Below are 12544 nucleotides of genomic sequence, written 5' to 3' on the forward strand. Positions count from 1 at the left end.
TCTCCTACAATACGATTGCTAATGTGATTCCGGCTGCAACTAACCCGACTAGCCAAAAAACAGTATCGACTTTCCACTCTGACCAGCCAGACATCTCAAAGTGATGGTGTAACGGTGACATCTTAAAGACCCGTTTGCCCGTTAATTTGAACGACATGACTTGGATCATGACACTAGCCGTTTCAAAAACGTAGACTAAACCGATCAAAAGCAACGTCCATTCTTGATGAAGCATCACGGAAATCGCCGCTAGCAACCCGCCTAATGCTAATGAACCGACATCCCCCATAAAGATCTTCGCCGTTTTCTTATTATAAGGAAAGAAACCGACTAAACCACCGATCACACTCAAACACATAATCAAGACTTCATACTGTTTTTGGTATGCCGCAATTATAGCATAGGCCGCAAACGAGATCGTACCTAAGCCGGCAACTAAACCATCGATCCCATCTGTCAAATTGACCGCATTGGAAAAACCGACTAGCCAAATAATGACGAATAGTCCGTACAAGATCCCTAATGGTAAATCAAAACCAAAAAGATTCAACGTATCCGGATAGCCTTCAAAGCGATACACGCCGTAAAAAATGATCGCTCCAACGACTTGCCCAATAAATTTTTGGCGCGACGTCAACCCTTCGTTTTGTTTGTGTGCCAGTTTTAAGAAATCATCTAAAAAGCCGATGATCCCATACAACAAGAGGACAAAAATCAAAATCAACAGTGAGTTGGTCAGCTTCCCTTGCCAAGCGCCAAACCAAAGTGCCGTCAAGACTGAAGCAGCTAAAAAGCCTAGACCTCCCATCGTCGGCGTTCCCGCTTTTGCATTGTGCCATTTGGGACCTTCTTCCCGAATTTCTTGTCCTTGTTTTTTCATGTGGAAATACCCGATGATAAAGGGCATCCCTGCTACTGTGATCGCAAAACTACTAACAAAAGCTATAAAAAGTTGTGCCGCATCCATTTTTTTCTCTCCAGTTCTAATCTAAAGTAATGTTTAGTTTTTTCTTCCCGATTTCTGCAAATGGTTCAATGTTTTGTTTTGTTGCGTAACCTTCACCTTTGAAGCTGACTTCTATGCCTAATAAATTAGCAAGTTTCAAAATATCTGACTTCGACCAGCCACTGACATCTGGCATCGTTTTTTTGCCATCGGTGATCAAGATCAAGCGCTCATTGGCCATCGCTTTTTCACCTGGCTTACTTGATTGCTTGAGAACTTTCTTCCCATTGCCGACAACGACCGCTGATAATCCGCGTTTGTTAGCATCGCTGGCTGCTTTACTAGCAGCTAATTGGCGATAATCCTCGACTTTGATCTGTTCTTCGTCTTCTTTGGCCTTTTTTTGTTTCGTTGAATCAGTTGTCGGATCTTCTTCAAATTCCATCGCACGTCCTAATAGTGGATTGGCGATTTGAGCAAGGGAGCCGCCAGGTGTTTTTGTCGGCTGCTTCAGGGTCAAATACAAAATATATTCTGGATTTTCTGAAGGCAGCATCAAGGCGATCGAATAAATATAATTCGTGTCTCCAGTCAAATAGCGTCCGTTTTCGGCGATTTGAGCTGTCCCTGTCTTACCTGAGATGCGATAGCCTGGTACTTTATATAAGCCATATGCTGACCCATAATTTTCACTTTCGATGACATCTCGCATATAACCCCGTACCGTATCAGCAGTCTCCGCTGTGATCGGTTCACCGACGATTTCCGGTTTAGTTTCGATCGTTTTTTTAGTCGTCGGATCGACGGTTTTTTTGATGTAATGAGGTTGAAGCATCTTGCCATCATTAGCTACAGCCGTATACGCCCGCATCATTTGAAAATTCGTCACGCCAATCGCTTGACCGTAAGAACTCATCGCTTCATCGACCATATTGGAAGTTGGCAGTGACCCTTTGACCTCGCCTGGCAAGCCAGAGTAAGTGCTTTGACCAAAACCAAATTTTTTCATATACTCGCGCCATTTATTGCCTAGTCGTTCTTCTTGCATCACCATGCCGACATTACTGGACCACGATAACGCTTGTCGCATCGTCAACACGCCTTTAGCCCCAAAGTCATGGTCATTGATCGTAGCATCGCCGACTTTGATCTTACCGGAGACGAAGGTTTCATTTTCGTCAAAGATCCCTTCGTTGACCGCGGCTGACGTAGTGAAGACTTTCATCGTCGAGCCTGGTTCATAACTATCTTGAATCAAGAAATTCCGCCATGAACCGTTACTTCCTAAACCAGCCTTTGTTTCAGGATTGAAAGTCGGCCGTTGAGACATTGCTAAAATCTCACCGGACTTAGCTTGCATCAACATCGCGGTCATTTCTTTTGGTTGAGTCTCTTTGCTGACTTTATCCATCAACGTCTCTAAATAACTTTGCAGTCCTGCATCAAGGGTCGTATAAATATCTTCACCGTTGACGGCTTCTTTTTCTTCCGCGACAGTGCCTGGTAATGGCTTTTGCGTATTATCTTTTTGGTAGACGATCTTGCCATCTTTCCCTTTTAATACATCATCATAAGCCTGCTCTAGTCCCATCTTACCTTTTAAAACTTCATGTTTGTCCGGCGTCGCATACCCGATGAAATGAGAAGCGAATTCCCCATTTGGATACATGCGATCCACGTGTTCGGTAAAATATAACCCTTTGACATGTTCGCGATCCATCTGCGCTTGGATGTTGTGCTTGATTTCTTCTGAGATATTTTGACCCGCAGCACCAAATTCGACTTGGTAATATTTACTCGTTCCATCATCATTCATCCCGTCATTTAAAATCTTCAGTGAGGTTTTCGGTTTGATGGCTAAGTGTGCTTTTAAAATTTGAGCGATTTTTTTGAAATCTTTTTGTTGGGCATAGAGCTTCTCGCCATTTGACGTATAACTTTCTGACAAAATCGCGTAGATCGAATACGAAGCCGCGTCTTCTGCGATTGCTACCCCGTTCCGGTCATAGATCGTTCCGCGCTTGGCTTTGACGACTTCTTCACCGCGATACAATTCGCTAGTCTTTTTCTCCAGCGAAGTTCCCGCAATATGTCCGCCGGCGACCACATAAATCATCCGCGTGGCAAACAAAAAGAACAACCCAATACTCGTAGCAAATAAAAGAATACCTACTTTTTTGCGATTGTTCATCGGACTTTGATTTTTTTTGCGGATTTTTCGTTTTAATTCCTTAAAATCCATTATTTCACTTTCCTTAAATTATCATCGTTGATCGTAAGCCCTGCTTTCTCAGCTACTTTTTTCAATCGCTCGGAACGCGACAACTCATTTTTTTCTTGCTGAAGTTGCGTCGCTTGTTTTTCATTCTGATCGATCTTAGCTTGGATCGACGTGATCTCGTTTTGAGTTTTGCTGATTTCATTCCGGAAGTTCACCATGATGATGGCCGTTCCGATCAACAAAAGCAGCATGCCCAAGACAACCACTTTTTCCAACCGCGTCACTTTCTTCAAGCGATCGGCAGGTGAATGAAGGATCTTGGTGGTGTCTGGCTCGTTTAGCGGTTGTTGTTGTTCATGTTCTTGGGCATAGTCAAATATCGTTTGGTCTTGGTCTTTTAATTCAGCCATTCTCCCTATCCTTCCTTGATTTTTTCTGCAATACGTAATTTTGCGCTGCGTGCGCGGTTATTGTTCTCTAATTCTTCTTCAGAGGGAAGAATCGGCTTTTTATTTACCAGCTTTAAAATCGGCTGGAACTCTTCAGGGATCATTGGTAACCCCGGCGGTGTGTCTTTGGGCTGACTGTATTCTTTGAAAATCGTTTTAACGATCCGATCTTCTAACGAGTGGAACGTGATCACGCTGACCCGTCCGCCAACTGCGATCACCTCGATCGCTTGTTCCAATGAATCTTCGATCGCGCCTAATTCGTCATTCACCGCGATGCGGATCGCTTGAAACACACGCTTTGCCGGATGCCCGCCCTTTCTTCTAGCTGGAGCGGGAATCGCTTCTTTAATGATGTCGACTAATTCACCCGTCGTCTCGATCGGTTGCTTTTGCCGTTTTTCTTCAATCAAACGGGCAATCTGCTTAGAAAATTTTTCTTCACCATAACGGAAAAAGATCTTCACTAGCTGTTGATAAGAATACTCATTGACGACTTGATACGCTGAAAGTTCTGCGCTTTGATCCATCCGCATATCAAGTGGCGCATCGTGATGGTAACTAAAACCGCGGCTGGCTTCATCTAGCTGGGGCGAAGAGACGCCTAAGTCATACAAAATACCGTCGACTTTTTCGATCCCTAGTGCGTGAAGTTCTTGTTTCAACTCCCGAAAATTCGCTTTGATGAACGTCACTTGGCCTTGTTCAACGTAGTTTGCTAAGCGAACTTTGGCATGCTCGATCGCACTTTGGTCTTGATCAAACGCATATAAGTGCCCGTTTGGACCTAATTGGCTCAGCAGATATTCGCTGTGACCAGCACCGCCTAACGTACAATCAACATACTGACCGTCTGATTTTAACCTGAGCCCGTCCACCGTCTCGTGGAGTAATACGGTTGTATGTTGAAAATCTTGTGTCATTGAATATCCTTCTCCCTAAAATCCAAAATCGACCATTGTCTCGGCGATATCGTCAAAGTTTTCTTCGGCTTCTTTTGTGAAAGCCTGCCATTTTGCTTGATTCCAAATCTCAATGCGATTTGCTACTCCGGTGATGACACACTCTTTGTCCAGTTCCGCGTGCTGACGTAATGTTTGGGGAATATTGATCCGCCCTTGTTTATCTAGCTCACACTCCGTTGCTGCGGAATAAAAAAAACGAACAAAAGTCCGCGCGTCTTTTTTCGAAAGCGGCATCTCGTTTAATTTCTGTTCTAAGTTCGACCATTCAGTCATAGGATAACCAAAAAGACAGCCATCCAGACCGCGAGTCACGATGAATTTTTCGCCTAATTGTTCACGTAATTTCGAAGGTACGATTAAACGTCCTTTTGCATCGATATTATGCTGAAATTCTCCCATGAACATCGGCTTTCCCCCGTTCCCCCACAATCTAAATTAAGTCTACCACATTCCCCCACAATCTACCACCGTTTATGGGAAAGTCGTTTTTTAGTTTTTTGACCTTTTTTTACCATCCACGAATAACAAACTAATAATAGACTTTTTAAAAACTTTCTCCCGTAATCGAGCAGCTAACTCTATTTTCTAGCACCAAACTATGTACGACAGGATTACTTTAACAAAGACAGCACCATCACATGATCAATCTCATGCAACAGTGCTGGTCAAAATAGGTAATTAAAGTAAACGGATGAGGCTCATGACGATCAATACTACATACAGCAAACACGTCAATAAAAATGTCAGCCGCCAAAACATCTTGAAAAAACGACCGTACACGATCTCCCGATAGCGATACGCGTGAAAGATCACGAGTGCGATCCCTAATAAACAAATCGAAAGTAATACGTAAGGTAAGATCGAAAAAGGTGCAAATGATTTAGAGATCTCGTGGACGCCGATCAATAAAAAAGGAACGGCGATATCTGGTGCTTTGATTTTAAAGCGTTCTTTTAAATGAAATGTCTCAACTAAAAATTGCGCTCCAACCATGATGATGACCGGAAAAATATACCAAACTAACAACAGCGGTGAAAATTTTGCCAACGACCCCATTCCTTCCTCACAAACTGATTCTCACTATACGCGATCCTCGTTACAGCTTGATTTCAATTTTACTTTAAGTAGCCGAGATTAAACAAGAATTAAAAATTATTTCAATTTCCGCAAAAAAGCGTTTCACTATTTCATGTGAGGCTAACTTATAAATTTTATTAATGATTTCATTTTTGCAAAAAGAACATTTGCGCCCAAGCAGGAAACACGCTACAATAGTCACGAAGATTCCGCAAAGGATGGTGAGTGCCATGAATAACAAAAAATCAAACAGCACTTTTTCTAAAGTAACGAAAGTCGTCATCTGGACGATGTTGATTTTGACGATCGGCTCCTTAGTGTTCGGAAGTATCGTCAGCGTCTTACAATAAACAGTTAGACCGGCCGCAAATGCGCGGCGGGTCTTTTTTTATGGGTTGAAATTTCCCAACCGTTGCGACAAAAGGAATGATCAAGCCCGATTTTCCGTTTGAGCCATTTCCAATAATTCTTTGGCGTGCTGCAAAGTCAGCGGCGTGATCTCTGCACCAGCTAGCATCCGGGCGATTTCTTCGATCCGTTCAGCTTCAGAAAGCTCTTCTACTTTTGTGATCGTGCGGCCGGCTTTGACTTCTTTTTTGATGAAGAGTTGATGGTCAGCACAGGCGGCGACTTGTGGTAAATGGGTGATACACAGCACTTGCGAATTTTGCCCGATCTGGTAGATCTTATCGGCGATCGCTTGTGCGACCCGACCGCTGACGCCTGTGTCTACCTCATCAAAGACGATACTCGTCAATTCTTGCGTTTTTGAAAAAATCGTTTTAAGGGCTAGCATCACCCGCGAGATCTCTCCACCTGACGCTACCTTCACTAACGGTTTCAAAGGTTCCCCCGGGTTGGTAGTGATGTAAAACTCCACTTCATCACAACCGTTTCCACTAAACTCGATCGCTTTGAATTCCACTTTGAAACGCGCATTTTCCATATACAACTCTTTTAATTCATGCTGCACCGCTTTTTCTAATTGTTGTGCTAACGTCAGCCGCGCGTCGTGAATCGTTTTGGCTTGGACTTGCAACTGTTGCGCCTGCTCGTGTAATTCCACTTCCATTTTTTCTAACTTATCACCAGAAAAATCTGATTCTAACAACTCTTGGCTGATTTTGTCATAGTAGCTCAAAATCGCTTCAATGGAATCACCGTATTTACGTTTTAGCTGATGGATCAGATCTAAACGTTCCGCGACAAATTCCAGTTGTTGTTCGTCTAGTTCTAATAGATCCAATTGCCGGCCGATCTGACTAGCCGCATCTTGCAATAAATAATAAGCCGAATGGACATCATCTGAGATCGTTTGAAAATCAGCATCTAAACCGGCGATCGTTTGGAGCTCTTGACTGGCAGAGCCGATCGCATCTAATGCACTGGCTTCTTCACTTGTCAACGCCTGATAGCTATAAGACAGCGCGTCGACGATCTTTTGATAATTCACCAGCTTCTCGCGTTCATCTTTTAGTCTTTCTTCTTCTCCTACTTCAAGTTCAGCAGTCGCGATCTCATCTTGTTGAAAAGTCAACATATCCACGCGTTGTGCAAAAGATTGCTCATTTTTTTGAAAACGGCTGACCTTTTTACGCAACTCATTGTAGGCAGCAAATGCTTGCTGATAACTTTGGAGTTGCTGTTGAAATTTTTTATCGCCAAAAGCATCCAGCAAACCTAAATGATGTTCCGGCCGCATCAATTCTTGATGATCGTTTTGACCTTGGATATCCACTAAGAAACGACCAATCCGGCGCAAGTTGGCCAGCGTCACGATCCGTCCATTGACTCGGCTGACACTTTTACCCGAAAGATTCAAATCGCGTTGCACAATCAACTGGCCTTCATCGGTCTCGATCCCCAACTCAGCGGCCAGTTCCAAAAACTCAGTTTGTTTCGGCAGATCAAATAAACCTTCCAACACACAACTTTCACTACCTTGCCGAATATAATCCACCGATGAACGCGCACCGGCCAACAAACTGACAGCGTCGATGATGATGGATTTCCCTGCACCAGTTTCTCCTGTCAAAGCGGTCATGCCGCCAGTAAATGACAATTGCAAGGTCGAGATGATAGCAAAGTTTTTGATCGTCAATTCTTGTAACATGGCTTCTCCTCTTTTATAAAGTAGACTCGCTTACCATAAAAAACGGCTAGCGCTTTTTTCGCTTTAAGCTTCTTGGCTTGCACGGATTTTTTCCGCCACAGTTTCAGCGGCTGCTTCGGTTTTAGCGATCATCAAGACGCTGTCGTCATCATTTAAGATCGCGAATAGTTCAAAATAGCGTTCTAACAAATTAGCGGCCGCTGAAGCATTGCCGGGCAATGTTTTTAAGCTGACAAATTTTTCCATTTGGTCGACTGCTACAAAGGCTTCTTTTAGCAGACTCGTCAGTTTATCCGCTAAATTTTCTTCTGTTTGCGCTGGTAAACTGTAGCGGTAGCCACCGTTTCGCGCTGGAACTTTGATCAATTTCATCTCTTTGATGTCTCGTGAGATCGTAGCTTGTGTCACTGTGATTCCGCGTTTTTTCAAAATCTCCACGAAGTCTTCTTGCTTTTTGATATCATATTCAGCTAATAATTGTGTGATCAATTGTTGGCGTTCTAATTTACGCACATTTCCCACTCCTAATGTAATGCGGTTTTCTTTTGTAGCCTGCTAGTAATTCTAAGCCCGTTCTAACTGTTCATGGGCTGCTTTTACCACTTCAGTCAGTGAGATTTTGGGCTCTAGTTGTCCAGTTCCATCGACGGAACGCAAATGAGCCAAAAATTCGATGTTCCCCTCGCCGCCAGTGATCGGTGAATAGGTTAATTCCGGAATATCAAACCCTGCCGCCTGCGCAAATTCTGTCACTTCTGTCAGCACTTTGACGTGGGTTTTCGGATCACGCACGATTCCTTTTTTGCCGACGAATTCTTTGCCCGCTTCAAATTGCGGTTTGATCAGCGCGATCACATCGCCGCCTTCCACTAAAATAGCGTGGAGCGGCGGCAAGATCAATTTCAACGAGATAAAGGAGACATCAATCGTTGCAAACTGCGGCTGACCCGCTGTGAAATCGGCTGGCTGACTGTAGCGAAAGTTCGTGCGTTCCATCACGATCACGCGTGGATCTTGGCGTAATTTCCACGCTAACTGATTTTGGCCGACATCTAGCGCATAACTCAAACGCGCGCCATTTTGTAACGCCGCATCGGTAAAGCCACCGGTAGACGAGCCGATATCCAAGATGATCTTATCTTTGACTGTGATATCAAAATCATGTAACGCCTTCTCCAATTTCAAGCCGCCGCGGGATACATAGCGCAAACTTTGACCTTTGACAGTCAATCGAGTGTCGCTGGCGATTTTTTCTCCTGGCTTATCGAACCGCTCATTATTTTTTTGATTGTAAACTTGACCCGCCATCACCGCTCGTTTGGCTTTTTCTCGTGTTTCAAACAAACCTTGGTCAAACGCCAAAACATCTACGCGTTCTTTTTTCATCGTCTTTTGCTCCTATCTTGTCAAACAAAGCGCTCCGTTCAAAACTTTCATACGTGCTACAACGCTAAAGCTGTTACCACTTCTTGTAACGCTTGCGGGTTGAAAGTTGCGGTCTGGGCTAAATCAGTCAGTAACGTTCCAGCTTGAGCTAGTTCAGTCGCCAACGCTTTTTTCGCTTCCGCCAATCCTAACAAAGCCGGGTACGTACTTTTAGCAGCTGCTGCATCTTTGCCGGCCGTTTTACCTAATTCTTCTGTCGTAGCTAGCACATCCAACAGATCATCGCGAATCTGAAAAGCTAAACCAAGATGGTGTCCTAGTTCAGCTAATCTTTCCAACACGTAATCCGTCTGATCCGCTAAAATTCCGCCAGCCAATAAGCCATAAGTTAACAATGCCCCCGTTTTACCTTGGTGGATCTTTTGCAATTGACTGAGAGGGATTGGGTGATCTTCAGCTTGAATGTCTCCGGCTTGACCGGCCACCATGCCAGCAGTTCCGGCAGCTTGAGCTAATTTTTGCAGTAATAAAACCGTTTTATCGCTTGGAAGTTCTGCTTCACTAATTAATTGAAATGCCGCAGTCAGCAACCCATCACCCGCTAAGATCGCCAGCGCTTCCCCAAATTTTTTATGATTCGTCGGCAAGCCGCGGCGCAAGTCATCATTATCCATTGCCGGTAGATCGTCATGAATCAACGAATAAGTGTGGATCATTTCTAAAGCCGCCGCAACTTGGACCGCGCCAGTCGTGATCGGTTTATCAAATGCTGTCACCGTCGCGAGGACGAGCCGAGGCCGCAATCGTTTGCCACCTGCTTCAACTGAATACAACATGCTTTCTTTCAACCGTTCATCAGTCGTGTTTGCAGTGATAAAGCGCGTCATCTCTTGTTCAACTAACGTCAGCTCAGGTAGCATCTCCTGCCTCCTCTGAATCAAACGGCACTTCTTCATCGGTTTCAGTCATCATTTTCGTCAAAGTTTTTTCCGCTTTCGTCAACGTATCTTGGCACTGTTTACTTAAAACCATACCTTTTTGAAACGCGCTCAACGCTTCTTCTAACGGAACATCGCCCCGTTCTAATTGTGTGACGATCTGTTCTAATTGCGCTAATGATTCTTCAAAGCTTTGTTTTTCCATTTAGTCTTCTTCCTTTTTTATCGCTGTGATTTGGGCTTGCGCCGTCCCATCGGCAAAGTGGATCGTAACAGGTTCTTTTTTCAATTGAGCCACCGAATGGATGACTTGTTTTTCTTGCACCGTATACGTATAGCCGCGTCCCATGATCTTGAGCGGGCTCAATAAATCTAACGCATTGATGGCTTGTTTTAGCCGTTGATTTTTTTGTTCTACGTAATTGTTCATTTGTTCTTGCAATCGCTGATCTAAATAAGTCACCGTCTGAAGAGCTTGCGCGACTTGATTTTTAGGGGTGACTTGCTCTAACCGGGCTGTCTGTTGCAGTAATTCTTTTTCTTTTTGATGAACTTGTAATGTCAAACTTTGCTGCAACCGTTGTTTCAATGTGTCCAGCTGCACAGTTTGCGCTTCATACAAACGTTGCGGCTGCCGAAAAATATAGGATTCTTTCACATGGGCAAAACGAGCTTTTTTTCGTTCCATTTGATTTAAAAAAGCTTGTTCTAGTCGACTTTGTTTTTCCTTGATCCGCAACACTTCTTCTGATAAGACCGGTACCGCTAATTCTGCCGCCGCGGTAGGCGTGGCCGCCCGCACATCTGCCACTAGATCAGCGATCGTCGTGTCTGTCTCATGCCCGACTGATGAAATCACCGGAATTGGACAATCCACGATCGCACGCGCGACTTTTTCTTCATTAAATGACCACAGATCTTCAATCGAACCGCCACCGCGCCCGATGATCAACGTGTCAAAATCCCCAATGGCTTCTGCGCGCTGAATATTTTTGATAATACTAGGCGCGGAATTTTCACCTTGGACGACCGTTGGAAACAACACTAGCTGGACGATCGGATAACGTCGCTGCACTGTCGTCATAATGTCACGAATCACCGCGCCTGACGGACTAGTCAAGACAGCGATTTTTTTCGGAAATCGTGGTAAGTTTTTTTTCGGTAAGTTGAATAAGCCTTCCCGATTCAATTTGTCTTTCAATTCAGCTAGTGCCTGGTACAAAGCCCCAACACCATCTGGTTCCATGTGTTCAATGGCGATCTGGTAATTCCCACTGGCTTCATACAGTGTGATCCGGCCCACCACGAGCACTTTCATGCCTTCTTTTGGCGTGAATTTTAATTTTTGGAACGCTCCTTTGAACATCACCGCACTGATCTTGGCACGGTCGTCTTTTAAACTAAAATATTGATGGTTTGGCCGTAAACGAAAATTTGAGATCTCACCCGTCAAATAAACGCGTTCCAAGTATGGATCAACATCAAATTTGCGCTTGATATATTTCGTCAACGCACTGACGGTTAAATAATCTTGGCTCATCTATTCACCTAGTTCCTGCCGCCGACACGCTTCGACTGTTTGCTGCATCAACATCGTGATCGTCATCGGACCCACTCCGCGGGGTACTGGCGTGATAAAGCTTGCCAGTGGTTCGACCTCAGCAAAATTCACATCACCTTGCAGTTTGCCATTTGCATCCCGGTTCATTCCGACATCGATCACGACGGCCCCAGGTTTGATGAATTCTTGCGTGACAAAATTACCTTGACCGATCGCTACGACTAAAATATCGGCTTCCCGTGCTAATGCCGCTAGATTTTTCGTTTTAGAATGGGCGATCGTCACCGTAGCATCTGCTGCTAACAACAAATGCGCCATCGGTTTACCGACGATATTGCTCCGCCCGATGATCAACGCTCGTTTACCAGCTAATTCAATCTCATACGCTTCAAACATTTTCATGATCCCATAGGGCGTGCAAGGAATCGTCTCTGGGACCCCAGCAAATAAGCGTCCTAAATTCAGCGGATGGAACCCATCGACATCTTTATGAGGATCAATGGCAAGTAGGACTTTTTCTTCATCAATGTGCTTAGGCAACGGCAATTGAACTAAGATCCCATGGTAAGCAGGATCGTCATTAAATGTCTCGATGGCTTCTAACAATTCCAATTCAGACACATCCGCTGGGTAGCGCATGACCTTGGAGCGTAAGCCGATCCTTTCGGCAGCCAATTGTTTATTCTTCACATAGATCTGGCTAGGTCCTTCCTCGCCGACTAATAACACGACTAGTCCGGGACGAATCCCTTGTGCTTCGAGCGCCTTGACCTCTGAAGCAGTCTGCTGTTGTAATTTTTCCGCTAATTCTTTTCCGTTGATGATAGTTCCCATCTGACTCACTTCCAATTTTGATTTGATTAACTTTTGTCCGCTCAGCTGTTGCTA

The 12544-nt window shown here is 44.4% G+C and carries 14 protein-coding genes; 1 reads left to right on the top strand and 13 read right to left on the bottom strand.

The window, feature by feature from the left end:
- Window positions 1–4 precede the first annotated feature (4 nt).
- The 6 genes from mraY to GVJ38_RS05100 form a co-directional block, all read right to left on the bottom strand.
- Complete coding sequence (gene mraY / locus GVJ38_RS05075; RefSeq protein ID WP_159722095.1) at window positions 5–967, bottom strand: phospho-N-acetylmuramoyl-pentapeptide-transferase; 963 nt, start codon at window positions 965–967, stop codon at window positions 5–7.
- Between the two features lie 16 nt (window positions 968–983).
- Entirely contained in the window at window positions 984–3188 is a 2205-nt protein-coding gene (locus GVJ38_RS05080; RefSeq protein WP_159722096.1) for a penicillin-binding transpeptidase domain-containing protein, read from the bottom strand.
- Complete coding sequence (ftsL, locus tag GVJ38_RS05085; RefSeq protein WP_159722097.1) at window positions 3188–3577, bottom strand: cell division protein FtsL; 390 nt, start codon at window positions 3575–3577, stop codon at window positions 3188–3190. The genes GVJ38_RS05080 and ftsL overlap by 1 nt, the downstream gene beginning before the upstream one ends.
- A gap of 5 nt (window positions 3578–3582) precedes the next feature.
- Window positions 3583–4539, bottom strand: a complete 957-nt coding sequence (rsmH, locus tag GVJ38_RS05090; protein ID WP_159722098.1) for a 16S rRNA (cytosine(1402)-N(4))-methyltransferase RsmH — start codon at window positions 4537–4539, stop codon at window positions 3583–3585.
- A 15-nt stretch (window positions 4540–4554) separates the two neighbouring features.
- Window positions 4555–4986, bottom strand: coding sequence for a division/cell wall cluster transcriptional repressor MraZ (gene mraZ / locus GVJ38_RS05095; RefSeq protein WP_159722099.1), 432 nt, complete (start codon window positions 4984–4986; stop codon window positions 4555–4557).
- Between the two features lie 273 nt (window positions 4987–5259).
- Window positions 5260–5628 carry a DUF3397 domain-containing protein gene (locus GVJ38_RS05100; protein ID WP_200849456.1) on the bottom strand — a complete coding sequence of 123 codons (369 nt, stop codon included), beginning with the start codon at window positions 5626–5628 and terminating at the stop codon, window positions 5260–5262.
- Window positions 5629–5888: 260 nt separating this feature from the next.
- On the opposite strand from GVJ38_RS05100, the gene GVJ38_RS05105 reads away from it, so the two are divergent.
- Complete coding sequence (locus GVJ38_RS05105) at window positions 5889–6008, top strand: DUF4044 domain-containing protein (protein ID WP_159722101.1); 120 nt, start codon at window positions 5889–5891, stop codon at window positions 6006–6008.
- An 80-nt stretch (window positions 6009–6088) separates the two neighbouring features.
- Here GVJ38_RS05105 and recN read toward each other — a convergent pair whose 3' ends face one another.
- The 7 genes from recN to GVJ38_RS05140 form a co-directional block, all read right to left on the bottom strand.
- The gene (recN, locus tag GVJ38_RS05110) at window positions 6089–7771 is read right to left on the bottom strand and encodes a DNA repair protein RecN (protein WP_159722102.1); all 1683 of its coding nucleotides are present in this window, start codon (window positions 7769–7771) and stop codon (window positions 6089–6091) included.
- Between the two features lie 63 nt (window positions 7772–7834).
- Entirely contained in the window at window positions 7835–8284 is a 450-nt protein-coding gene (locus GVJ38_RS05115; RefSeq protein WP_159722103.1) for an arginine repressor, read from the bottom strand.
- 51 nt (window positions 8285–8335) lie between these two features.
- Window positions 8336–9157 carry a TlyA family RNA methyltransferase gene (locus GVJ38_RS05120; protein WP_159722104.1) on the bottom strand — a complete coding sequence of 274 codons (822 nt, stop codon included), beginning with the start codon at window positions 9155–9157 and terminating at the stop codon, window positions 8336–8338.
- 56 nt (window positions 9158–9213) lie between these two features.
- Window positions 9214–10077 (bottom strand): polyprenyl synthetase family protein, encoded by an 864-nt coding sequence (locus tag GVJ38_RS05125; RefSeq protein WP_159722105.1) that lies wholly within the window; start codon window positions 10075–10077, stop codon window positions 9214–9216.
- Complete coding sequence (locus tag GVJ38_RS05130) at window positions 10067–10300, bottom strand: exodeoxyribonuclease VII small subunit (protein WP_159722106.1); 234 nt, start codon at window positions 10298–10300, stop codon at window positions 10067–10069. The genes GVJ38_RS05125 and GVJ38_RS05130 overlap by 11 nt, the downstream gene beginning before the upstream one ends.
- Window positions 10301–11635, bottom strand: coding sequence for an exodeoxyribonuclease VII large subunit (gene xseA / locus GVJ38_RS05135; protein WP_159722107.1), 1335 nt, complete (start codon window positions 11633–11635; stop codon window positions 10301–10303).
- Window positions 11636–12490 carry a bifunctional methylenetetrahydrofolate dehydrogenase/methenyltetrahydrofolate cyclohydrolase gene (locus GVJ38_RS05140; protein ID WP_159722108.1) on the bottom strand — a complete coding sequence of 285 codons (855 nt, stop codon included), beginning with the start codon at window positions 12488–12490 and terminating at the stop codon, window positions 11636–11638.
- Between the last annotated feature and the right edge of the window lie 54 nt (window positions 12491–12544).

Source organism: Enterococcus sp. CSURQ0835, from assembly GCF_902706605.1.
Classification (GTDB): domain Bacteria; phylum Bacillota; class Bacilli; order Lactobacillales; family Enterococcaceae; genus Enterococcus_A.